The sequence below is a fragment of the Streptomyces sp. enrichment culture genome, assembly GCF_964273255.1.
Lineage (GTDB): Bacteria > Actinomycetota > Actinomycetes > Streptomycetales > Streptomycetaceae > Streptomyces.
This window is the reverse complement of the sequence record NZ_OZ186835.1, coordinates 6576974-6599629: the sequence shown is the minus strand read 5'-3', so window position 1 is coordinate 6599629 and position 22656 is coordinate 6576974. Positions and strand designations below refer to the sequence as shown.

Sequence of the window (22656 nt, the reverse complement as noted above, 5' to 3'; positions counted from 1 at the left end):
CCGGCTCCGGCACGCCTCTCCCGTCGGCCGGCCGGCCGGTTCCGAGGGGACAGGAACGGGAGGCGGGACGGCGCCGTTGCCGAAGCCCCGCCGTGCCGCGACCGCCCTCCGGTTGATCACCCCCCGTCCCGTCCAGGAGGGTGGAGGGACGAGACTCCCACCGGAAGGTCCACCCGTGAGCAGCATCCCGAGCCACACGCTGAACGACGGCACGACGATCCCCGCCCTGGGCCTGGGCACCTGGCCGATGGACGACGCGGAGGCGGAGCGGGCGGTGACGACGGCCCTGGAAGCGGGCTACCGCCTGATCGACACGGCGGCGAACTACCGCAACGAGACCGGTGTCGGCCGTGCGGTCGCGCGGTCGGGCGTCCCCCGCGAGGAGATCGTGGTGACGACGAAGCTGCCGGGCCGCCACCACGGCTACGAGGAGACCCTCGCCTCGTTCGAGGAGTCCCGCTCCCGGCTCGGCCTGGACCACGTCGACCTGTACCTGATCCACTGGCCGCTGCCCCGCGTCGACCGGTACACCGACTCCTGGCGGGCGATGATCGAGCTGCGCGAGCGGGGTCTCGTGCGGTCGATCGGCGTCTCGAACTTCACCGCGGAGCACATCGGCCGGCTGGAGCGCGAGACGGGCGTGCTGCCCTCGGTCAACCAGATCGAGCTCCACCCGTTCTTCCCGCAGGAGGAGCTGCGGGCCCACCACGCCGGGAAGGGCGTGCTCACCGAGAGCTGGAGCCCGCTGGGCCGGGGCTCGCAGCTCCTGGACGACCTGGCGGTGGCCGCCGTGGCGGAGGCCCACGGGGTGACGCCCGCCCAGGCGATCCTGCGGTGGCACGTCCAGCTCGGGGCGCTGCCGGTGCCGAAGTCCTCCGACCCGGCGCGGCAGCGGGCGAACCTGGACGTGTTCGGCTTCACCCTCGACGACGCCCAGATGCGGACCCTCTCCGACCGGGCGCATCGCCGGCTCGGCGGCGACCCGGACGTGCACGAGGAGTTCTGAGACCGCCGTGCGGGTACCCGGGGCCCGCGCGGGGAGGGCCCGCACGGAGAGGAGTGCCACCGTGGGCGAGCGGGACCGGCTGCGGGACTACCACGCCAGACGGGACTTCGGACGTACCGGAGAGCCCCGGGGCCGGACGGCGGACAAGGACCCGGCCCTCCGCTTCGTCGTGCAGATCCACGACGCGCGCCGGATGCACTTCGACTTCCGGCTCCGGGTCGGCGACGTGCTCACGTCGTGGTCGGTGCCCCGGGGCCCGTCCGCCGATCCCCGGGACAAGCGGCTGGCCGTCCCCACGGAGGACCACCCGCTGGAGTACGAGGAGTTCGAGGGCGTGATCCCGCGCGGCGAGTACGGCGGCGGCACGGTCATCGTCTGGGACCTCGGCACGTACGAGCCGCTCAGCCACGACAGACGGGGCCGCCCCGTCGACTTCGCCGAGTCGCTGCGCCGCGGGCACGCCACGTTCCGCCTGCGCGGCAGGAAACTGCGCGGCGTCTACGCGCTCACCCGCTTCCGCGGGGACGGGGAGGGCGACGGCGAGCAGGCGTGGCTGCTGGTGCGCAAGGCCCGGTCGGGGGGCGGCGGCCGCGGGGCGCCCGATCCGCGCCGGGCCCGTTCGGCCCGGTCGGGCCGCACCCTGGCGCAGGTCGCCGCCGACGAGGAGGGCTGAGCCGGGCGGCGGAAACGCGGGCGCTCGGTCCACGGCCTCCACGACCGCCGGGACGGACCGGCCGCACACCCCCTCGCGCCGACACGATCGTCCGCCGCGGTCCGGACGCCGGACACGTCGTCACCGGCACGCGGAACGCCACCGGTGACCCGACGCGTGCGGCGCCGCCGGGGCGGCCGCCGCCACCGGCCCCGGTCAGCCGGAGCCGGCGGCGTGCGCGCGGAGCGTGGCGAGCGCCCGGTCCGCGTGGGCGTTCATCCGCAGTTCGCTGCGGACCACGCCGAGCACGGTGCGGTCCCGGGCGACGACGAAGGTGGCCCGCTTGGTGGGGGCGAGGGCGAAGCCCCGCTTCACGCCGAACCGCTCCCGCACGGTGCCGTCGGCGTCGGAGAGCAGGGTCATCCCGAGGGTGTGCCGCCCGGTGAACTCCGCCTGCCGCTCCACGGGATCGCCGCTGATGCCCACCGGCCGGGCGCCGACGGCCTCGAACTCGGCGGCCAGGTCCCGGAAGTGGCAGGCCTGCGCGGTGCAGCCGGGGGTCAGCGCGGCGGGATAGAAGAACAGCACCACCGGCCCGTCGGCGAGCAGTTCCGACAACCTGCGCTCGGTGCCCGTCTCGTCCGGCAGCGCGAAGTCCTCGACGACGTCGCCGACGGCGACGCCCCCGCTCACGCGGCGCCCCTGGCGCCCCGGGCCGCCGCGCACGCCCACGGCGCCTGCGGCAGGTGCCGGGCCGGCAGCGCGCGGGCCGGCGTGCGCCGCCCGCCCTGCGGCACGGTCCGGTCCGCGGGTCGGGGTGCGGGGGCGGGGACAGCGTGCGTGCCCCCGGGGCGACGGACCGGGGCGGTGCCCGCGGCGGCCGGCGGGCCGGCGAGCGGCAGGGGCGTGCGGGGCGACCGGGGCACGGTTCCTCCTCCATGGGATGTGGGCCGCAACATTACCGGACGGTAAGTGGGCGTCCGGCGGGCCGGGCGGGTCTCCGGCGGCGGCAGGACGAGGGGCCCTCACCCGCCCCCGGCCGGGCCGGGGCGGCCCGCCGCCCGCCGGCGCGGCCGGCCGCTGAGACACCCGGACCGGTTCCGGCCCCCGTTCGGGGGAAAGCGCCGGGTGCCGCGCGTGGCGGCCCCGGCGGGCGTCCACACCTCACCCGTGACCCTGCCGCAGATCGCCCCCATGCTCGCCACCTCCGGCACGCTCCCGCCCCCCGCCGCGGACGCCCGCTGGGCCTACGAGACCAAGCAGGACGGTCAGCGCGTAGTGGTGTACCTCCCCGGGGACGGCGGTATCGTGCTGCGCGCCCGGTCGGGTCACGACATCACCGGCGCGTACCCGGAACTCCTTCCCCTGGCGACCGCGCTCGGCCGCACCCCGGCCGTGCTGGACGGCGAGATCCTGGCACTGGACGAACAGGGGCGCGCCAGCTTCCAGTTGCTGCAGTCCCGCATGGGACTGGCGCACGCGCCCGGCAGGGCGGCACGGCGGGCGGCGGCCGTGCCCGTCCACCTGATCCTGTTCGACGTGATGCACCTGGAAGGGCGGTCCCTGCTCCGCCTCCCCTACGTGCGCCGCCGCGAGGCCCTGGAGGGGCTCGGCCTGGAGGGGCCGTCCTGGTCCACCCCGTCCGCGCTGGTGGGACACGGCGCGCAGGCGCTGCGGGCCACCCGTGAGCACGGGCTGGAGGGGCTGGTCTGCAAGCGGCTGGACTCGGTGTACGAGCCGGGAGTGCGGTCCCGGGCGTGGATCAAGATCCGCAACATGCGCAGCGAGGACGTGCTGGTCGGCGGCTGGCTGCCCGGCAAGGGGCGGCTGACGGGGCTGCCGGGCGCCGTCCTCGTGGGGCAGCGGGCCGCGGGACGGCTGCGGTACGTCGGCGGGGTGGGCACCGGCTGGAGCGAGGACGAACGGACCGAGCTGGCGGGCCTGTTGCGGGCGGCGGCGACCGACGTGTGCCCCTTCGACCCGGTGCCGGCGGTGCCCGGCGCGCACTGGGTGGTGCCCCGGCTCGTCGGCGAGGTCCGCTACAGCACCCGCACCCGGGACGGGCGGCTGCGCCAGCCGTCGTGGCTGCGCCTGCGCCCCGACCTCGCCCCCGAGGAGTCGGCCGCCGACATTCCGGACGACGCGGGCTGATCCGGAACGGATCCACTCCCCCTCAACGGCCTTGCACCGTACGGCTCTTGGCACCGGAGCGTCCAGCCGCCAAGCTGAACGCCCTTGCCCCCCACAGCCGTTGGGCTGCGCCCGAGCCAGGAGGAGGACGCAGTGTCCCCGAGCACGTCCCGGACCCACCGCAGGAGATGGCTGACCGGTCTCGCCGGAGCCGCCGCGCTGGTGCTGGCCTTCCCCGCCACCGCCTTCGCCGCACCGCCACCGGCGCTGCCGGCCGACGCGAGCGAACTCGAGCGGACCTTCCAGCCGGCCTACGACTACGACAAGGACGGCTGCTACTCCTCCGCCGCCATCGGCCCCGACGGCACCGTCAACGCGGGACTGAAACCGACCGGCGCCCTCAACGGCAACTGCCGGGACGCCTCCGACCTGGACAACACCAACGGCTACGCGCGCTCCACGTGCAACAACGGCTGGTGCGCGATCGTCTACGCCCTCTACTTCGAGAAGGACCAGGCGCTGCCCGGCGTCAGCCTCGGCGGGCACCGGCACGACTGGGAGCACGTGGTGGTGTGGGTGCGGGACGGGAGGGCGGAGTACGTGGCGACGTCCAACCACGGCTCGTTCTCGGTGCACGCCCGCTCGGCCGTCCGCTTCGAGGGCACCCACCCGAAGGTCGTCTACCACAAGGACGGCATCAGCACGCACTGCTTCCGCCTGGCCACCGCGGGCGACGAGCCGCCGGAGAACCACAAGGGCACCTGGCAGTACCCGCCGCTGGTCGGCTGGGACGGCTATCCGCCCGGGCTGCGCGACAAGCTCGTCTCCCACGACTTCGGCAGCGCCCACTTCGGCCTCAAGGACGGGAGCTTCTCCTCCCACCTGGCCAAGGCGAAGCCGTCGGGGATCCCGTTCGACCCGAACGGCTGAGGGGTGTGAGTCGCGGGCGTCCACGCCGCCGTCACCGTGCCCCAGAGGGCTGTGGCGGCGGCGCGGACGCCCCCGTCAGGCGGTCCCCTCCTCCGCCTGGTCCTGGAGGAAGACGCTCACCTGCTGGGCGAGGCTCTCCCGGCCCGCCGCCGCGGGCGTCCCCGGTGTCCTCTCGTGCACACCGATGCCGCCGGTCCACAGCCGGCGTCCGGTCCACTCCTCGTCGACGCGCAGCTGGACCTGGACGTCGACGTGGCTCAGGGACGCCTCGCGTCCGGCCGCGTGGACGACGGCGGTGGCGCGGCGCAGCGGATAGACGTCGAATCCCTCGATGAACTGGGAGTTGCGCCAGTCGATGAAGGCACTTTCCCCGTCGGGGCCGACGCGTACGTCGATCTGGCCGTCCTCGAGATGAATTCCGACAGCGCGCCGCCCGCGGTTCTCGACGGTCACGCGGACACTGAAGTACGTCAGCCCTTCGGCCGCCTCGTCACGCCCCCGCGGCGGTTCGCCCGCTTCCAGACGGTGGACGCGGACGCGCAGACCGGCATGCTCGTCGTACTCCTGCCAGTCCCCGACCACGTTCGGCTCGTACACAGTGCCCCTCTCGACTTCTGTGGCAGTTTCCTATCTGTGGGCTCAGCGCACTGTCAAATGGGCAGAATGCGGCGTGGACAGGCAGTTCGCCCCTTCTGATCGACGATCAAGCGCTGCGCTGGAGCAATCGGCCGGGGGTCCGCGCCGGACCCCGGACGGGCGTGCCGCACATCACGTCCGGACGCCGTCCGCCGTCCGTCCCGTTGGGGGCGGGGGCAGGGCGGGCGGGCCGCCGCCGGCCGCCGCGCACCCGGCCCGGTCACCTCACCCTTCGAATTCCGCCGGTTCCGCACCGTGCGCGGCCCCGCATGTGTTTTCCGGTTCCGGAATGCATATTGTTCCCAGGGCTTCCCCGGGCCGATATCGCACGGCGTTCCCGAAGGATTTCGCATATCGCTGCGGAACCGTTTCGAAATGCCGCGCCACGGGAAAAGAACGCTCAGTGCTTCGGACAGGAGGCACGTCCGCGGGAACGGCGCGCCGCATCCCGGGTGTACCCATGATCCGAGTCCGCGCCTCCCCGGTGTCTGTCCCCCGGCACCCCGCTCAGGGAGGTGCGCCCCATGCGTATCGCCACCGGCCTCACCGGCACCACGAGCACGCCGCATCCGCACGACGACGCCCCCGACACGTCCGCCGACTTCGCCCGGCTGGCCCGGCTGCCCGACGGCTTGGAACGCCGGGAGCTGCGCAACTCCCTGGTACGGGCCTGGCTGCCCATGGCGGAGCGGCTCGCGGTCCGCTTCCGGGGCCGCGGCGAGACCCTGGAGGACCTGTACCAGGTGGCGTCCCTGGGCCTGGTGAAGGCCGTCGACCACTACGACCCGGCGCGCGGGCACGCCTTCGAGGCGTACGCGGTGCCGACCATCACCGGCGAGATCAAACGCCATTTCCGGGACCACATGTGGACCCTGCACGTGCCGCGCCGCGTCCAGGACCTGCGCAACCGGGTGCGCGTCGCCGTCCGGGACCTCGCGCAGAGCACCGCCGGCCGGGCGCCGACGGTCGCCGAGATCGCCGCGCACGCGCGGCTGACGGAGGAGGAGGTGCGGACCGGCTCGGAAGCCCTGGAGTGCTTCACCGCGCTGTCGCTGGAGGCCGAACTGCCGGGCACCGACGGCTACGCGCTGGGGGACTCGCTGGGCGGCCCCGACCCGGCGTTCGACCAGGTCGTGGACCGGGTGGCGGCCCGCCCGTGCCTGGAGGCGCTGCCGGAACGCGAACGGCTCATCCTGTACTTGCGCTTCTTCCGCGGGATGACGCAGAGCGACATCGCCGAGCAGCTCGGCATCTCGCAGATGCACGTCTCCCGGCTCCTGAGCGGCTGCTTTGCCCAGCTGCGGGCTCAGCTGCTGCCCGAGGGCTCCTGACGGCCGGCGCGGGCGAGGACCGGACGCGGAACGGAGACAGACGAGGAACGGGGACGGCCGCGGAACGGGGACGGTCGCAGGAGGAGGACGGCGGACCGGAGCGGCCGGAGACCCCGGCCGCCCGGCCGCGACGTCAGGGTTCCGGCGGTGCTCCCGGTACGCGGGTGGGGCCCAGCCGGTCCAGGGCGTCCTCCAGTTCCGCGCGCACCTCCGGGGGCAGGAGCCCCGTCCGGCCCCAGACCAGGATCAGGTCGGCGATGTTGCGGAGCTTGATGTTGGTGCGCTGGGAGACCTCCCGCAGCACCGTCCATCCCTGGTCGGGCGAGACCCGCCCGAGGGCGACGACCATGCCGATCGCCTGGTCCACCACCGCGTGGGAGACCACGGCGTCCTTGAGCTGCTGGACCTCCTCCTCCAGTCGGAGTATTCGGTCCGCGCCCTCGTCCGTGGGCATCGTCACGGTCACCTCCGGATCCGGTGTGCCGTCGTCGTGTTGCCGTCGTCTTGCCGTCGCAGAGTGCTTGAGTGCCTTCACTCAGTGTCCGCCCCTCCATGGTCGCCACTCGCCCCGCCCTCTGCCACCGGGGCGGAGCGGACCATTCCGGATCTTCGTTTCGGTGGTGCCGCCGGGGTACTCGGCAGGCGCCCGAGGCAGTCCGGGCCGGACACTGGTGTCCATGCGGTGGCTGCCCGGCCGAAGAGATCAGGACGCGACTTCCATGAACCACGACATGCCCTCCCCCACCGGCGCGACGGACGTCGTCTCGACGCACGCCGTGTACGGCGCGCCCTGCTGGGTGAGTCTGACGAGCCGCGACGTCCGGACGACCGAGGAGTTCTACAGCGCCGTGCTGGGCTGGCAATGGCGGCCCGCCCGGCTCGGCGACCCGTTCCGGGTGGCGCTCGCGGACGGAGCGCCCGTGGCCGGCATCGCGGCGGTCGCCACCATGTGGCAGATGGCCGTGGCCTGGACCCCGTACTTCGCCGTGCGCAGCGCCGACGAGGCGGTCAGCCGGGTGCAGGAGCGGGGCGGCACCCTCGCGGTCGGCCCCCTCTCGCTGCCGCCGGGCCGGGCGGCGCTGCTGGCCGACCGGGACGGGGCGGCCTTCGGGGTCTGGGAGGGTGAGCTGTTCACCGACTGGATGACCTGGCACCGCGCCCAGCCGGTCTCCATCCGGCTGCACACCCGCGACGCCTTCGACGCCGCCATCTTCTACGGCGAGGTCTTCGACTGGGGCACCCAAGGCCCGGGCCTGTGCGAGGTGCGCTACGAGAGCGACGAGGTGGTGCTGCGCAGCGGCGGGGACGTCGTCGCGCGGATCGAGTCGGGGGCGCTGGAGTCGGCGCCGGACCCGACGATCCGGCCGCACTGGCGGGTGCACTTCGCCGTGTCCGACGTCGCGGCCTGTGCCGCGGCCGCCGAGCGGCACGGGGGTGCCGTGCTCTCGCTGGACGAGGACGAGGCGGTGCTCGCCGACCCCGACGGGGCCCGGTTCACGGTGAGCCGGCGCCGCGGCTGATCCCCGCTCCCCCCGGCACGTCCGCGGCCGGCCGCCGGCCCCTCGCGGGGTTCGGGCGGCCGGCCGCGGACGTGCGGGTCAGCCGGCGGTGCGGGACGGCCGGGAGAGCACCATCAGGCTGCGGGCGCCGACGGTCAGCCGGGTGGCGGCCTTGTACTCCGACTCGTCGGGCGTCCCCTCCGGGTCGGCGGTGTCGATCAGCGCCGTCCAGCGCTCGCCGTAGGTCTTCGGGGGCAGCCGGAAGCCGACGGGCTCCCAGTGGCTGTTGAACAGCAGCAGGAAGGAGTCGTCGACCACCCTGCGGCCCCGTTCGTCGCGCTCGGCGATGGCGTCGCCGTTGAGGAAGACGCCCACCGAGTGGGCGTCGGGGCGCTGCCAGTCGTCGTCGGTCATCTCCTCGGCGCTCGGCAGCAGCCACACCAGGTCGGGCAGGGGCTGGCCGGCGTGCCGCACCGTCTCGCCGAGGAAGAAGCGCCGCCGGCGCAGTACGGGGTGGGCGGCGCGCAGGGCGATCAGGCGCCGGGTGAAGTCCAGCAGGTCGCGCTGCTCGTCGCCGAGCCGCCAGTCGATCCAGGAGATCTCGTTGTCCTGGCAGTAGGCGTTGTTGTTGCCGCGCTGGGTGCGGCCGAGTTCGTCTCCGTGGGAGAGCATCGGGATGCCCTGGGACAGCAGCAGGGTGGCGAGGAAGTTGCGCTGCTGGCGGGCCCGCAGTTCGAGTACGGCCGGGTCGCGGGTGGGGCCCTCGGCTCCGCAGTTCCAGGACCGGTTGGTGCTCTCGCCGTCCCGGTTGTGCTCGCCGTTGGCCTCGTTGTGCTTGTCGTTGTAGGAGACGAGGTCGCGCAGGGTGAACCCGTCGTGCGCGGTGACGAAGTTGACGCTGGCCCGCGGGCGGCGCCGGCTGTGCGCGTAGAGGTCGGCCGAGCCGGTCAGGCGGGAGGCGAACTCGCCGAGGGTGTGGTCCTCGCCGCGCCAGAAGTCCCGTACGGCATCCCGGTACTCGCCGTTCCACTCCGACCAGAGCTGGGGGAAGTTGCCCACCTGGTAGCCGCCCTCGCCCAGGTCCCAGGGCTCGGCGATCAGCTTGACCCTGCTGATCACCGGGTCCTGCTGGATGAGGTCGAAGAACGCGGAGAGCCGGTCGACCTCGTGGAACTGCCGGGCCAGGGTGGCCGCGAGGTCGAAGCGGAAGCCGTCGACGTGCATCTCGGTGACCCAGTACCGCAGCGAGTCCATGATCAGCTGCAGCACGTAGGGGTGGCGCATCAGCAGGCTGTTGCCGGTGCCGGTGGTGTCGTAGTAGTGCCGCCAGTCGCCGTCCACCAGGCGGTAGTAGGAGGAGTTGTCGATGCCCCGGAAGGAGAGCGTGGGGCCCTTCTCGTTGCCCTCCGCGGTGTGGTTGTAGACCACGTCCAGGATCACTTCGAGGCCGGCCGCGTGCAGGGTGCGGACCATCTCCTTGAATTCGGTGACCTGTTGGCCCCGGCTGCCCGCCGCCGAGTAGGCGTTGTGCGGGGCGAAGAAGCCGATGGTGTTGTAGCCCCAGTAGTTGGCCAGGCCGCGCCCCTGGAGGACCCCGTCCTGGACGAACTGGTGCACCGGCATCAGCTCGACGGCGGTGACGCCCAGGGAGGTCAGGTGCTCGACCACCGCGGGGTGCGCCAGGCCGGCGTAGGTGCCGCGCAGCTCGGGCGGCACCTCGGGATGGGTCCGGGTGAGGCCCTTGACGTGGGCCTCGTAGATCACGGTGTCGGCGTAGCGGCGGCCGGGCCGGGTGTCGTCGCCCCAGTCGAAGGCGGAGTCGGTGACCACGCCGAGCATGGTGTGTCCGGCGCTGTCGCGCGGGTCGGGCCCGTGCGGGTCGCGTTCGTGCAGCGAGGGGTGGTTGTCGATCTGCCCGTCCACGGCGGTGGCGTACGGGTCGAGGAGCAGTTTCGCCGGGTTGCAGCGGTGTCCGGAGGAGGGGTCCCACGGGCCGTGCACCCGGTAGCCGTACCGCTGTCCGGGGCCCACGCCCGGCAGGTAGCCGTGCCACACGAAGCCGTCGGCCTCGGTCAGCGGGACGGTGCGGTGCCGGCCGTCGTCGTCCACCAGGACCAGGTCCACGCCTTCGGCGACCTCGCTGAACAGCGCGAAGTTGGTGCCCTCGGCGTCCGGGGTCGCGCCCAGCGGACAGGGGCGCCCGCTCCACGCGGGCGCCCCTGTCGTGTTCTTCCGCCGGGTCACCGGGCCTCCTCCAGGACACCGGTCGGCGTGCGGACCATGCCGGTCACCTGGGAGACGGCCAGTTCGCGGGGCAGGTCCAGGCCCTCGCTCGTGCGCGGGTCGGGTGCGGTCGGCACCAGCGGGACGCGTTCCCCGGCGCGGGCGCGCTGGGAGAACCAGATGACCTTGCTGCCGCCCTCGGTGGCGCAGCAGCCCCAGCCGTCGCTGCTGGCGGCGATGCGCCGCAGACAGTCGCGCAGGTCCTGGTCCGGGCGCAGGGCGCGGTCGTTGTCCCCGATGGCCGTGATGAGGTGCTGGCCGTTCCACCACATCTCGATCGACGTGTTCTTGTCGGTGGCGTGCTCGTCGATGGCGCGCAGCAGCATCTCGGCGCCGTTGCAGACGGGCTCCATCAGGTTCTCCAGGTCCCAGAACCGGAGGTGGGCGGCCAGTATGCGGGTGACCTGGGCGACCTTCTCCGGGGCGACTTCCACGTCGAGGTGGTAGTAGCGGGGCACTGCGGTCTTCATCGTCGTTGGCTCCTCACCGCGATGCTCTGGCGTTCCTCTCGTCCGTGGGACGGACCCCGAGTACGGAACGTGAGCGGTTGGCGCTTCTGAGTCACCTTCAGCGTGAGGGGGTTGGTCCATTCGTGCAACACGAGCGCACGCCTGAGGCGAAGGGGGCGACATCTGAGCGTCTGCGGACGGGCAAACCGGTTGAATATCCAACAAGACGCGGAGTGATCGTCCGTGCACCATGTGTGAAGACCTCGATCGCCGTTACGGGTCCGTGCCGTCACGCGCACGGCCGCCGCCCGACCGTCGGGACAACGTGCCCTCATCGAGCCCCGGAAAGGTGAACGGCGCCATGCTGCTACCCGCCAAAGCCGAAGTTGCCCGGCAGTTGCGTCGCTACCGGGCCTGGGAACGGGTGATGCTCGCCGCTCCGGCGGACCTCACCGTGCGGGCCACCTTCGAGGATTCCGGTTACACCCTCTGCGTGCTGATGGGGAAGCGCTGCGCCCGGGAGGCCGCCGACGCCGCCGAACGGTATCTGCGCACCACTTCCGTCACCTATCTGCAGGAGCAGGGCGACAGGCCGCGTCCGGCCGCGACGGTCCGCGGGGGGCCGCCGGCCGGTGAGCGGCGTTCCACGGCGGGAAGGTGAGGACCTTCCCGCCTCGGTTTGGTCCCACGACCGGGCGCGGGCCCGGCGTCGAGCACGGCGGAGGTGCAGAACCATGAAGACGACCCAGCCCATCGGCCGCATCCCGGTACGGGACGTCCGCCCGTCCGTCGAGTGCGGCAGGAGGCCGGCCAAGGCGGTGGTGGGCGAGACCTTCGAGGTCTCGGCCACCGTGTTCCGCGAGGGGCACGACGCGGTGGCCGCCAATGTGGTGCTGACGGATCCGGAGGGCCGGCCGGGGCCGTTCACGCCGATGCGGGAGCTGGCGCCCGGCAGCGACCGGTGGGGGGCCGAGGTGACCGCCGACGCCGTCGGGCGGTGGACCTACCGTGTCGAGGCGTGGTCCGACCCCCTGTCCACCTGGCGCCGGATCGCCGGGGTGAAGGTGCCCGCGGGCATCGACGCCGGCCTGGTGCTCGAGGAGGGCGGCGACCTGCACGAGCGCGCGGCGGCCGGTGTGCCGCGGGAGGACGGGCGCGACCTCGTGCTCGCCGCGGCCGAGACCCTGCGCGACGACTCCCTGCCGTGCGCCACCCGGCTGGCGGCGGCCCTGACGCCCCGGGTGTGCGCGGTGCTGGCGCGGTATCCGTTGCGGGAACTGGTGACGAGCAGTGAGCCGTTGCCGCTGCTGGTGGAGCGGGAGCGGGCGCTGTTCGGGTCGTGGTACGAGTTCTTCCCGCGCTCGGAGGGCACCGAGCGGGAGCCGCACGGCACGTTCGAGACGGCCGCGCGGCGGCTGGACGCGATCGCGGCGATGGGTTTCGACGTGGTCTACCTGCCGCCGATCCACCCCATCGGGACGACGTTCCGCAAGGGGCCGAACAACACGCTGGACGCGGGTCCGGACGATGTGGGGGTGCCGTGGGCGATCGGGTCGGCGGAGGGCGGCCACGACGCGGTGCATCCGCGGCTGGGCACGCTGGAGGACTTCGCGCGGTTCGTGGCGCGGGCGGGTGAGCTGGGCATGGAGGTGGCGCTGGACTTCGCGTTGCAGTGCTCGCCGGACCATCCGTGGGTGCACAAGCATCCGGAGTGGTTCCACCACCGCCCGGACGGGTCGATCGCGTACGCGGAGAACCCGCCGAAGAAGTACCAGGACATCTACCCGGTCGCGTTCGACGCGGACATGGACGGGCTGGTGGCGGAGACCTGCCGGGTGCTGCGGCACTGGATGGGGGTGGGGGTGCGGATCTTCCGGGTGGACAATCCGCACACCAAGCCGGTGGTGTTCTGGGAGCGGGTGATCGGTGAGATCAACCGCACCGACCCGGACGTGATCTTCCTGGCGGAGGCGTTCACCCGGCCGGCGATGATGCACACGCTGGCGCAGATCGGCTTCCAGCAGTCGTACACCTACTTCACCTGGCGCAACAGCAAGCAGGAGCTGACCGAGTACCTGACCGAACTGTCGGGGGAGGCCGCCTCCTACATGCGGCCCAACTTCTTCGCCAACACCCCCGACATCCTGCACGCCTATCTGCAGCACGGCGGCCGGCCCGCCTTCGAGGTCCGCGCGGTCCTCGCCGCCACCCTCTCCCCCACTTGGGGCATCTACAGCGGCTACGAACTGTGCGAGAACACCCCGCTGCGCGAAGGCAGCGAGGAGTACCTCGACTCCGAGAAGTACCAGCTCAGGCCCCGCGACTGGGAAGCAGCCGAACGCGAGGGACGCACCATCGCCCCGCTCATCACCAAGCTCAACACCCTGCGCCGCGCACACCCCGCGCTCCGACGGCTCAGGAACCTGCGCTTCCACCGGACCGACAACGACTCGGTGATCGCCTACAGCAAGCGCAGCGGCTCCGACGCCGTCCTCGTCGTCGTCAACCTCGACCCCCACCACACCCAGGAGGCCACGGTCCTCCTGGACCTCCCGGACCTCGGCCTGGACCCACACGAACCGGTGACGGTGCGGGACGAACTCACCGGTGAGACCTATCACTGGGGCAGCGCCAACTACGTGCGGCTGGAGCCGGGGCGGGCTCCCGCGCATGTCCTGCACGTCCAGCGACCGCCCGCCGCACCGCGAAACGGAGGGTCACCCACATCATGATCGTCAACGAACCCGTGCCGGACACCTTCGAGGACACCCCCGCCGGGGACCGGGACCCCGAGTGGTTCAAACGCGCCGTCTTCTACGAGGTGCTGGTCCGCTCCTTCCAGGACAGCAACGGTGACGGCGTCGGCGACCTGAAGGGCCTGACCGCCAAGCTCGACTACCTCCAGTGGCTCGGCGTGGACTGCCTGTGGCTGCCGCCGTTCTTCAAGTCCCCGCTGCGCGACGGCGGCTACGACGTCTCCGACTACACCGCCGTGCTGCCCGAGTTCGGCGACCTCGCCGACTTCGTGGAGTTCGTCGACTCCGCGCACCAGCGGGGCATGCGCGTGATCATCGACTTCGTCATGAACCACACCAGCGACCAGCACCCGTGGTTCCAGGAGTCCCGCACGGACCCCGACGGCCCCTACGGCGACTTCTACGTGTGGGCCGACGACGACACGGGCTACCCGGACGCGCGCATCATCTTCGTCGACACCGAGGCGTCCAACTGGACCTACGACCCGGTACGCAAGCAGTACTTCTTCCACCGCTTCTTCTCCCACCAGCCGGACCTGAACTACGAGAACCCGCGTGTCCAGGAGGAGATCCTGGCCGCCCTGCGCTTCTGGCTGGACCTCGGGATCGACGGGTTCCGGCTCGACGCCGTGCCCTACCTCTACGCGGCCGAGGGGACCAACTGCGAGAACCTGCCCGCCTCGCACGCGTTCCTGAAGCGGGTGCGCAAGGAGATCGACGCGCAGTACCCCGACACCGTGCTGCTGGCCGAGGCCAACCAGTGGCCCGAGGACGTCGTGGACTACTTCGGCGACTACTCCGTCGGCGGCGACGAGTGCCACATGGCGTTCCACTTCCCCGTCATGCCGCGCATCTTCATGGCCGTCCGCCGCGAGTCCCGCTACCCCGTCTCCGAGATCCTCGCCAAGACCCCCGCCATCCCCTCCGGCTGCCAGTGGGGCATCTTCCTGCGCAACCACGACGAGCTGACCCTGGAGATGGTCACCGACGAGGAACGCGACTACATGTGGGCCGAGTACGCCAAGGACCCCCGCATGCGCGCCAACATCGGCATCCGCCGCCGGCTCGCGCCGCTGCTGGACAACGACCGCAACCAGATCGAACTCTTCACCGCCCTGCTGCTGTCCCTGCCCGGTTCGCCGATCCTGTACTACGGCGACGAGATCGGCATGGGCGACAACATCTGGCTCGGCGACCGCGACGCCGTGCGCACCCCCATGCAGTGGACCCCCGACCGCAACGCCGGCTTCTCCTCCTCCGACCCCGGCCGCCTCTACCTGCCCACGATCATGGACCCGGTCTACGGCTACCAGGTGACGAACGTCGAGGCGTCGATGGCGTCCCCGTCCTCCCTGCTGCACTGGACCCGCCGGATGATCGAGATCCGCAAGCAGAACCCGGCCTTCGGCCTGGGCACCTACACCGAACTGCCGTCGTCCAACCCGGCCGTCCTCGCCTTCCTGCGCGAGTACGAGGACGACCTGGTGCTCTGCGTCCACAACTTCTCCCGCTTCTCCCAGCCGACCGAGCTGGACCTGCGGGAGTTCGCCGGGCGGCACCCGGTCGAGCTGTTCGGCGGGGTGCGCTTCCCCGCCGTCGGGGAACTGCCGTACCTGCTGACCCTCGGGGGGCACGGCTTCTACTGGTTCCGGCTCACCCGAGTCGCATCCCGCATCGGCCGCCGCCCGTGAGCGTGCGCCGACGTCAGGAGGCGTCACCATGACGAAGACCGCATTCCTGCGCCCCCGCAGCGCCCCCGCCGAGCCGATGGAGTCGCTGGCCGGGCTGCTGCGCGACTGGCTCCCCGGCCAGCGCTGGTTCGCCGGCAAGGACCGCCCCGTCACCGACCTGCACGTGCTGTCGATGACGGAGCTGTTCCCGGGCTGCCTGCACGTGCTGGTCCACGCGGGCCACGGCGGCGTGCCCACGCCCGGGAACACGCCACCGGCCGGTGACTGCTACCAGCTCCTCCTCGGCGTGCGGGACCACCCCTCGCCGCGACTCGGCCGGGCGCTGATCGGCCGCGTCCAGGACGGCGCGCTGGCCGGCCGGACGGTCTACGACGCCCTCCACGACCCCCGGTCCGCCCGGCTGCTGCTGGAGCGGCTGCGCACCCCCGGGGCGGCGGGCCCGCTGCGCTTCGAATCCGACGCCCGCGAGCCGCTGCCCGCCGGACTGGTGCCGCGGCTGCTGGACGCCGAGCAGTCCAACTCCTCGCTGGTGTACGGCGACGAGTACATCCTCAAGGTCTTCCGGCGGATCCAGCCGGGGGTCAACCCGGACCTGGAGGTGCCCGGCGCGCTGTCCCGCCAGGGCTGCCACCGGGTGCCCGCGCCGGTGGCCTGGTTCTGCACCACCCACCCGTTCACGGCGACGCTGGGCGTGCTCCAGCCCTACCTCCGGGACGCCTCCGACGGCTGGACGCTGGCACTGGCCGCGCTGTCCGCGGGCGACGACTTCACCGCCGAGGCTCATGCGCTCGGCCGGGCCACCGCGGACGTGCACCTGGCGCTCGCCTCGGCCTTCCCGCTGGGCGGGCCGGGCGAGAACGGGCGCACGGCGGCGGCGATGACCGAGCGGCTGACCGCGGCGGCGCACTCCGTACCGGCGCTCCAGCCCTTCGTGCCGGGGCTGCGGGCGGCGTTCGCCGCCCTGACCACCTGCGACGCGGGGCCGCCCGCGCAGCGCATCCACGGCGACCTGCACCTCGGCCAGGTCCTGCGGGCCGGGCGCGAGTGGTTCGTCATCGACTTCGAGGGCGAGCCGTCCCGCCCGCTCTCCGAGCGGCGTAGCGCCCACTCCCCCGTGCGGGACATCGCCGGGATGCTGCGCTCCTTCGACTACGCCGCCCGCCAGCGGCGCCCCTGGCGCCCGGAGTGGGCGCGCCGCTGCCGCGAGGCGTACTGCGCGGGCTACGCCGCCCGCGCCGGCTGGGACCCCCGCAAGAAGCACGGTCTGCTCCGCGCCTACGAGACGGACCGTGCCGTGTACGAGGTGCTGTACGAGGCCCGGCACCGACCCGACTGGCTGCCCGTACCGATGGCGGCGATCGAGCGCCTCGCCGTGAGAGGAGACTGAGCCGTGGCCCTGCGTGACACCCCACTGCCCGAATCCGCGGGGCCCGCCCCGTCCGCCCCGGTGGCGGGCGGGACCGCGCCCCCGCTGGACCCGGCCGACCGGGGGCGCCTGCTGGCGGGCGCCCACCACGATCCGCACGCGCTGCTGGGCGCCCACCCGGTACCCGGCGGGATCGCCTTCCGTGCGCTGCGGCCGTTCGCCCGCGAGGTGGGCGTCGTGGTGGACGGCGAGGTCACCCCCCTCGTGTCGGAGGGCGACGGCCTGTTCTCCGCCGTCCTGCCGCTGGAGGCGATCCCCGCCTACACGCTGGCCGTGGCCTACGGGGACGAACCGGCCGTGCGGACGGACGACCCGTACCGGTTCCTGCCCGCGCTGCCCGAGTTCGACCTGCACCTGATCGGCGAGGGCCGCCACGAGGAGCTGTGGACGGCGCTCGGCGCCCACCCCATGACGCACCAGGGCGTGCGCGGCACCCGGTTCACCGTGTGGGCTCCCAACGCCCAGGGGGTGCGGGTCGCGACCGACTTCACGCACTGGGACGGCACCGCCTTCCCGATGCGCTCGCTCGGCTCGTCCGGGGTGTGGGAGCTGTTCCTGCCGGGCGTCGGCGAGGGGACGCGGTACAAGTTCGAGATCCACTCCCGGCACGGGCACCGCTTCCTCAAGGCGGACCCGATGGCGCGCCGGGCGGAGGAGCCGCCGAACACGGCGTCCGTCGTCACCGCCTCGCACTACGAGTGGCACGACCGGGAGTGGATGGAGAGCCGGGCCGCCACCCCCGTGCACGAGGCGCCGTTCTCGGTGTACGAGGTGCACCTGCCGTCCTGGCGGCCGGGCCTGACCTACCGCGAGCTGGCCGAGGAACTGCCCCGCTACGTCAAGGACCTCGGGTTCACGCACGTCGAGCTCATGCCGGTCGCCGAGCACCCGTACGGCCCGTCCTGGGGCTACCAGGTCACCGGCTTCTACGCGCCGACGGCCCGGCTCGGCACCCCCGACGACTTCAAGTACCTGGTCGACGCCCTGCACCGGGCGGGCATCGGCGTGATCATGGACTGGGTGCCGGCGCACTTCCCCAAGGACGACTGGGCGCTGGCCCGCTTCGACGGGGAACCGCTGTACGAGCCCGGTGACTCCCGGCGCGCGGACCACCCCGACTGGGGGACGTACACCTTCGACTTCGCCCGGACCGAGGTGCGCAACTTCCTCGTGGCGAACGCCGTGTACTGGTGCCAGGAGTTCCACATCGACGGACTGCGGGTCGACGCGGTCGCCTCGATGCTCTACCTGGACTACTCGCGGGAGGACGGCCAGTGGGAGCCCAACGCGTACGGCGGCCGGGAGGATCTGGCGGCGATGGCGTTCCTGCAGGAGATGAACGCGACCGTCTACCGGCGCTGCCCCGGGGTGGTGACGATCGCCGAGGAGTCGACCGCCTGGGGCGGCGTGACCCGGCCCACCGACACCGGCGGCCTGGGCTTCGGGCTGAAGTGGAACATGGGCTGGATGCACGACTCGCTGGAGTACGTCTCCCACGAGCCGGTGCACCGCAAGTACCACCACCACGAGATGACCTTCTCGATGGTGTACGCCTACAGCGAGAACTACGTCCTGCCGATCTCGCACGACGAGGTGGTGCACGGCAAGCAGGCGCTGGTGACGAAGATGCCCGGCGACTGGTGGCAGCGGCGGGCGAACGTGCGGGCCTACCTGGGCTTCATGTGGGCCCACCCGGGCAAGCAACTGCTGTTCATGGGGCAGGAGTTCGCGCAAGGCGCCGAGTGGTCCGAGGAACACGGGCCGGAGTGGTGGCTGCTCGACGACGGCTACCACTCCGCGGGCGACCACCGCGGAGTCCAGGACCTGGTCCGGGACCTCAACGCCCGCTACCGTGCCACGCCGGCGCTGTGGCAGCGGGACACCGATCCGGCCGGGTTCCGGTGGGTGGCGGTGGACGCCGCGGACGACAACGTCTTCGCGTTCCTGCGGTTCGACGCGGCGGGCCGGCCGCTGCTGGCGGTCACGAACTTCTCCCCCGTGGTCCGGCAGGACTACCGGCTCGGGGTCGGTGACGAGGTGGCCGCCTGGCAGGAGGTGCTCAACACCGACGCCGCCCGATACGGCGGGAGCGATGTGGCCAACCCCGGCCCGGTCAAGCCGGAGGACGGCTGCGTGCGGCTCACCCTGCCGCCGCTGGCGACCCTGTGGCTGAGTCCGTCCGTTCCGTGAGAAACCGCCGCCGCCGTGAGGTGTCCGATCCCCCAGCCGGGGCATCAGGGGTCGTACGGCCGGGGGCACCCCGGCGTCGACGCGGCGGTTCACGGAAAGGCGGCACCACGTGCGCACGGTGGGAGTGGAGGAGGAGCTCCTCCTGGTGGATCCGGATTCCGGCGAGCCACGGGCCCTGTCCACGGCCGTGCTCGCCCGGGCCGCCCGGGACGACGCGGACGACGTCTTCGAACGGGAACTGCACGAGCAGATGCTGGAGTTCGCCACGCATCCGCAGTCCTCGATGGAGCAACTGCACGACGAGATCGTCCGCTGCCGCAAGGAGGCCGCCGGGCACGCCGGACAGATCGGCTGCACGGTGGCCGCCCTGGCCACCTCGCCGCTGCCGGTCAGCCCGTCCATCGGCGTGAACCGGCGTTACCGGTGGATGGAGGAGCAGTTCGGCATCGCCACCCGGGAGCAGCTGGTCATGGGCTGCCACGTGCACGTCTCGGTGGAGTCCGACGAGGAGGGCGTCGCGGTCGTGGACCGGATGCGGCCCTGGCTGCCGGTGCTCACGGCGCTCAGCGCCAACTCGCCGTTCTGGCAGGGCAGCGACTCCGGGTACAGCAGCTACCGCAGCCGGGTCTGGCAGCGCTGGCCGTCGGCCGGGCCGACCGGCCTCTTCGGCACACCGGAGCGGTACCACCGGCTGGTGGCGGACATGGTGGCCACCGGTGTGATCCTCGACGAGGGCATGGTCTACTTCGACGCGCGGCTCTCCCCGCGCTATCCCACGGTCGAGACCCGGGTCTTCGACGTGTGCCTGCACGCGGAGACCGCCGCGCTGATCGCCACGCTGACCCGCGCCCTGGTGGAGACGTCGGCCCGTGCGTGGCGGGCCGGGAAGGACCCCCTCGACCCGGGGGTGAGCATGCTGCGCCTGGCCGCCTGGCAGGCCGCCCGCTCGGGCCTGTCCGGCGAGCTGCTGCATCCGCTGACCCTGCGCCGCTCGCCGGCCGAGGACGTGGTGCGGGCCCTGCTGGACCACACGGGCGAGGCGCTGGCCGACGCCGGGGACCTGGAGCGGGCGCGCGAGGGCTGTGCCCGGCTGCTGCGCGAGGGCAACGGGGCACAGGTGCAGCGCGCGCTGCTGGAGGACACCGGCAGTCTGCGGGACGTGGTCACGCGGTGCGCGCGGCAGACCCAGGCCTGAGGCGTCCGGGCGGGCCGGACGCCCGCGGTCAGAGGATCAGCACCAGGGCGTAGGCCAGGAAGAACGCCGCGACCAGCACCGCGACGACGATGATCGCGGTCAGCGGGCCCTTGCTCCAGCCCTTGGCCGGATTGTGCCGTTCCAGCGGGCCCGCCTCGGGCATGCTGCTCTCCCCGGGCGGAGTCTCGCCCGGGGGTACGCCGCCACCCGGTTCGAGGCCGGTGGTGCGGTCGGGTTCGGGATCGGGATTGAAGTGGCTCATGCCGTACGGGTCCCCCGTCGGGCCGAGATCATCGGTGTGGGAACACTTCCGCCATACCCGGCCCCGCGCGGCTCCGGCTGGGCTACATTCGGGGCCGCCGATGACCGTCCCCGTCGGCCCAGTCACACCGCGTACCTGTCAGGAGCATGCATGCGCGACCTCGCTCCGGCTCCCCCTTCCGCCCCGCCCCTGACCGGGGGCCTCACCGACAGTCTCTTCGAGACGGCGGTCCGCACGCCGACACTGCCGATGCTCGCCCGCCGCACCGGCCCGGCGTCCTCCACCTGGGAGGAGATCACGGCCGTGGAGTTCCGCGACGAGGTCGTCGACCTCGCCAAGGGGCTCATCGCGTCCGGGCTCTCCCCGGGCAACCGCGTGGCGATCATGGCGCGTACCCGCTACGAGTGGACCGTCCTGTGCTACGCGCTGTGGGCGGTGGGCGCCGAGGTCGTGCCGATCTATCCGACCGCCTCCCGCGACCAGGTCGAGTGGATCCTGCGGGACGCGGGCTGTGTGGCCGTGGTGGTGGAGGACGAGCAGGGCGTCATGACCGTGGGGTCGGTGTGCGCCACCCTGCCGCGGCTGCGGCACGTCTGGCAGCTGGACGCCGGCGCGCTGGAGCAGCTGGTGGCGCACGGCGAGTTCATCCCGCAGGCCACGGTGGACTCGATGCGCCGGATCGTGCTGCCGGACGCCACGGCCGTGGTCGCCTACACCTCCAGCACCTCCGGGCACGCCATGGGCTGCGCGCTCAGTCACCGCGGCATGGCCTCCGTGTGCGACGTCCTGCTGGCGGGCTGGGGCCATACGGCCGCGCCGCCGGGGCAGCAGGCCGCGGTCCTCGCCTTCCTGCCGTTCTCGCACGTGTACGGGCTGATGGTGCAGGGCCTGTGCGTGCGCGGGGGCCTGCTGATGGGGCACGAGCCGGACCTCGGCCCGGAGGCGCTGTCCTCGGCCCTGCGCACCTTCCGGCCCACTTATCTGTACGCGGTGCCCTCGCTCCTGGAGAAGATCTACAAGAACTTCCTGCGGGCGGCGCAGCAGGCCGGCCGCGGCGCCCTCTTCGAGAAGGCCGCCGGCACGGCGCGGGACTTCGCCGCCGCCGTGGAGCGGCAGCGGCTGGGGCGCGGCCCGGGACCGGGCCTGGACCTGCGGCTGCAGCACGCGCTGTACGAGCGGACGGTCTACCGCAGGCTGCGGGCGTCCCTGGGCGGACGGGTGTGCCGGGCCACCTCCGGCGGCTCGCCGCTCAGCCGCGACCTGTCGCTGTTCTACGAGGGCATCGGCATCTACGTGCACGACGGCTACGGGCTCACCGAGACCAGCGGCGGGGTGACCATGCAGCCCTTCGGCCGGGAGAAGTCCGGCACGGTCGGGCGCCCGCTGCCGGGCAGCGAGATCCGGCTGGCCGAGGACGGGGAGATCCTGGTGCGCGGCCCGTCGGTGTTCCAGGGCTACGTCAACGACGAGGCCGCCACGCGTGCCGCGCTGCGCGGCGGCTGGCTGGCGACCGGAGACCTCGGACGGCTGGACACCGAGGGGTACCTCACCATCACCGGCCGCAAGAAGGACATCATCGTCACCAGCAGCGGCAAGAGCGTGGCGCCGGCGGCGCTGGAGCAGCGGCTGCGCATGCACCCGCTGGTGCACCAGGCGGTGGTGGTGGGCGACAACCGGCCGTGCGTCGGCGCGCTGATCACCCTGGATCCGGAGTTCCTCACGCACTGGCGGGCGGCCCTGTCCCTGCAGGGGGACGCGCCGACGCGTCAGGCCCGGGAGGACAACGCGCTGCGCGAGGAGATCGGGCGGGCCGTCGCGGCGGCCAACAGCACCGTGTCCCCGTCGGAGTCCATCCGGGTCTTCCGGGTGCTGCCGGAGCCGTTCGACGTGGCGAACGGGCTGCTGACCCCGTCGATGAAGTTGCGCCGGGACGAGATCGTGCGCCGCCACGCGCTGGAGATCGACGCGATGTACCAGGCGCGGGTGCGTCCCGGGCGGGTGGCGGCGGAGCTGCCGCCCGGCTGGGACGACGCGGACAACGTCTTCCGCTGAGCCGCCGCCCCGAGGGGGCCGATCGTGAAGGGGCGTCCGCCGGCCCGGGCCGGCGGACGCCCCTGGCATGCTGCCCGGCCGCCGTCACGCCCGCCGGGGCACGGCCGGGCGGGGTCGCGCGGCCGGTGACGGGTTTGTCACCGGCCGCTCTCGGGCATGCGGGCGCGT

Annotated in this window: 19 protein-coding genes; 13 read left to right on the top strand and 6 right to left on the bottom strand. The window is 72.9% G+C overall.

The annotated features are described in order from the left end of the window. The first annotated feature begins 175 nt into the window (after window positions 1-175). Together ACSU53_RS28880 and ACSU53_RS28875 are read left to right on the top strand one after the other, a co-directional pair. The gene (locus ACSU53_RS28880; RefSeq protein WP_437032474.1) at window positions 176-1006 is read left to right on the top strand and encodes an aldo/keto reductase; all 831 of its coding nucleotides are present in this window, start codon (window positions 176-178) and stop codon (window positions 1004-1006) included. Window positions 1007-1067: 61 nt separating this feature from the next. Beyond that, the gene (locus tag ACSU53_RS28875) at window positions 1068-1679 is read left to right on the top strand and encodes a DNA polymerase ligase N-terminal domain-containing protein (protein ID WP_437032472.1); all 612 of its coding nucleotides are present in this window, start codon (window positions 1068-1070) and stop codon (window positions 1677-1679) included. A 195-nt stretch (window positions 1680-1874) separates the two neighbouring features. On the opposite strand, the gene ACSU53_RS28870 is transcribed toward ACSU53_RS28875, so the two are convergent. After that, the gene (locus ACSU53_RS28870; protein ID WP_437032470.1) at window positions 1875-2351 is read right to left on the bottom strand and encodes a peroxiredoxin; all 477 of its coding nucleotides are present in this window, start codon (window positions 2349-2351) and stop codon (window positions 1875-1877) included. A 477-nt stretch (window positions 2352-2828) separates the two neighbouring features. Between ACSU53_RS28870 and ligD the strand changes: the two genes are divergently transcribed. Together ligD and ACSU53_RS28860 are read left to right on the top strand one after the other, a co-directional pair. Continuing rightward, on the top strand, window positions 2829-3809 hold the full coding sequence (gene ligD, locus ACSU53_RS28865; RefSeq protein ID WP_437032468.1) for a non-homologous end-joining DNA ligase: 981 nt from the start codon (window positions 2829-2831) through the stop codon (window positions 3807-3809). A 132-nt stretch (window positions 3810-3941) separates the two neighbouring features. Beyond that, window positions 3942-4718 carry an NPP1 family protein gene (locus ACSU53_RS28860; RefSeq protein WP_437032467.1) on the top strand — a complete coding sequence of 259 codons (777 nt, stop codon included), beginning with the start codon at window positions 3942-3944 and terminating at the stop codon, window positions 4716-4718. A gap of 75 nt (window positions 4719-4793) precedes the next feature. Here ACSU53_RS28860 and ACSU53_RS28855 read toward each other — a convergent pair whose 3' ends face one another. Then, complete coding sequence (locus tag ACSU53_RS28855) at window positions 4794-5315, bottom strand: hypothetical protein (protein ID WP_437032465.1); 522 nt, start codon at window positions 5313-5315, stop codon at window positions 4794-4796. Window positions 5316-5878: 563 nt separating this feature from the next. On the opposite strand from ACSU53_RS28855, the gene ACSU53_RS28850 reads away from it, so the two are divergent. Further along, the gene (locus ACSU53_RS28850; RefSeq protein ID WP_437032464.1) at window positions 5879-6685 is read left to right on the top strand and encodes a SigB/SigF/SigG family RNA polymerase sigma factor; all 807 of its coding nucleotides are present in this window, start codon (window positions 5879-5881) and stop codon (window positions 6683-6685) included. Between the two features lie 133 nt (window positions 6686-6818). On the opposite strand, the gene ACSU53_RS28845 is transcribed toward ACSU53_RS28850, so the two are convergent. Next, window positions 6819-7139 (bottom strand): ANTAR domain-containing protein, encoded by a 321-nt coding sequence (locus ACSU53_RS28845; protein ID WP_437033467.1) that lies wholly within the window; start codon window positions 7137-7139, stop codon window positions 6819-6821. A gap of 265 nt (window positions 7140-7404) precedes the next feature. On the opposite strand from ACSU53_RS28845, the gene ACSU53_RS28840 reads away from it, so the two are divergent. Continuing rightward, a complete protein-coding gene (locus ACSU53_RS28840; protein WP_437032462.1) occupies window positions 7405-8205 on the top strand; it encodes a VOC family protein in 801 nt (266 codons plus the stop codon). A gap of 78 nt (window positions 8206-8283) precedes the next feature. Here the strand turns inward: ACSU53_RS28840 and glgX are convergent, their stop codons facing one another. Beyond that, window positions 8284-10428: a glycogen debranching protein GlgX gene (gene glgX / locus ACSU53_RS28835; protein WP_437032460.1), complete on the bottom strand. Its 2145-nt coding sequence runs from the start codon at window positions 10426-10428 to the stop codon at window positions 8284-8286. Beyond that, on the bottom strand, window positions 10425-10937 hold the full coding sequence (locus ACSU53_RS28830) for a pep a2 (RefSeq protein WP_437032458.1): 513 nt from the start codon (window positions 10935-10937) through the stop codon (window positions 10425-10427). Before ACSU53_RS28830 ends, glgX begins: the two co-directional genes overlap by 4 nt. A gap of 340 nt (window positions 10938-11277) precedes the next feature. Between ACSU53_RS28830 and ACSU53_RS28825 the strand changes: the two genes are divergently transcribed. From ACSU53_RS28825 to ACSU53_RS28800, 6 genes are all read left to right on the top strand, one after another. Next, on the top strand, window positions 11278-11577 hold the full coding sequence (locus ACSU53_RS28825; RefSeq protein ID WP_437032457.1) for a DUF5133 domain-containing protein: 300 nt from the start codon (window positions 11278-11280) through the stop codon (window positions 11575-11577). Between the two features lie 73 nt (window positions 11578-11650). Continuing rightward, window positions 11651-13648: a maltotransferase domain-containing protein gene (locus ACSU53_RS28820; protein ID WP_437032455.1), complete on the top strand. Its 1998-nt coding sequence runs from the start codon at window positions 11651-11653 to the stop codon at window positions 13646-13648. After that, window positions 13645-15363 carry a maltose alpha-D-glucosyltransferase gene (treS, locus tag ACSU53_RS28815; RefSeq protein WP_437032453.1) on the top strand — a complete coding sequence of 573 codons (1719 nt, stop codon included), beginning with the start codon at window positions 13645-13647 and terminating at the stop codon, window positions 15361-15363. The genes ACSU53_RS28820 and treS overlap by 4 nt, the downstream gene beginning before the upstream one ends. A 28-nt stretch (window positions 15364-15391) precedes the next feature. After that, complete coding sequence (locus ACSU53_RS28810; RefSeq protein WP_437032451.1) at window positions 15392-16750, top strand: maltokinase N-terminal cap-like domain-containing protein; 1359 nt, start codon at window positions 15392-15394, stop codon at window positions 16748-16750. Between the two features lie 3 nt (window positions 16751-16753). Then, entirely contained in the window at window positions 16754-18979 is a 2226-nt protein-coding gene (gene glgB, locus ACSU53_RS28805; RefSeq protein WP_437032449.1) for a 1,4-alpha-glucan branching protein GlgB, read from the top strand. Window positions 18980-19088: 109 nt separating this feature from the next. Beyond that, entirely contained in the window at window positions 19089-20174 is a 1086-nt protein-coding gene (locus ACSU53_RS28800) for a glutamate--cysteine ligase 2 (RefSeq protein ID WP_437032447.1), read from the top strand. A 28-nt stretch (window positions 20175-20202) separates the two neighbouring features. Here the strand turns inward: ACSU53_RS28800 and ACSU53_RS28795 are convergent, their stop codons facing one another. Continuing rightward, window positions 20203-20436 carry a DUF6480 family protein gene (locus ACSU53_RS28795; protein WP_437032445.1) on the bottom strand — a complete coding sequence of 78 codons (234 nt, stop codon included), beginning with the start codon at window positions 20434-20436 and terminating at the stop codon, window positions 20203-20205. A 150-nt stretch (window positions 20437-20586) separates the two neighbouring features. Here ACSU53_RS28795 and ACSU53_RS28790 point away from each other — a divergent pair, with 150 nt between their 5' ends. Then, the gene (locus tag ACSU53_RS28790) at window positions 20587-22488 is read left to right on the top strand and encodes an AMP-dependent synthetase/ligase (RefSeq protein ID WP_437032443.1); all 1902 of its coding nucleotides are present in this window, start codon (window positions 20587-20589) and stop codon (window positions 22486-22488) included. Window positions 22489-22656 lie beyond the last annotated feature (168 nt).

Bases quoted from the DNA above. Each gene is read 5' to 3' on its own strand.
- ACSU53_RS28850 (WP_437032464.1), top strand. From the start codon at position 5,879: ATGCGTATCGCCACCGGCCTCACCGGCACCACGAGCACGCCGCATCCG.
- ACSU53_RS28845 (WP_437033467.1), bottom strand. From the start codon at position 7,139: ATGCCCACGGACGAGGGCGCGGACCGAATACTCCGACTGGAGGAGGAG.
- ACSU53_RS28840 (WP_437032462.1), top strand. From the start codon at position 7,405: ATGAACCACGACATGCCCTCCCCCACCGGCGCGACGGACGTCGTCTCG.
- ACSU53_RS28830 (WP_437032458.1), bottom strand. From the start codon at position 10,937: ATGAAGACCGCAGTGCCCCGCTACTACCACCTCGACGTGGAAGTCGCC.
- ACSU53_RS28825 (WP_437032457.1), top strand. From the start codon at position 11,278: ATGCTGCTACCCGCCAAAGCCGAAGTTGCCCGGCAGTTGCGTCGCTAC.
- ACSU53_RS28820 (WP_437032455.1), top strand. From the start codon at position 11,651: ATGAAGACGACCCAGCCCATCGGCCGCATCCCGGTACGGGACGTCCGC.
- treS (WP_437032453.1), top strand. From the start codon at position 13,645: ATGATCGTCAACGAACCCGTGCCGGACACCTTCGAGGACACCCCCGCC.
- ACSU53_RS28810 (WP_437032451.1), top strand. From the start codon at position 15,392: ATGACGAAGACCGCATTCCTGCGCCCCCGCAGCGCCCCCGCCGAGCCG.
- ACSU53_RS28795 (WP_437032445.1), bottom strand. From the start codon at position 20,436: ATGAGCCACTTCAATCCCGATCCCGAACCCGACCGCACCACCGGCCTC.
- ACSU53_RS28790 (WP_437032443.1), top strand. From the start codon at position 20,587: ATGCGCGACCTCGCTCCGGCTCCCCCTTCCGCCCCGCCCCTGACCGGG.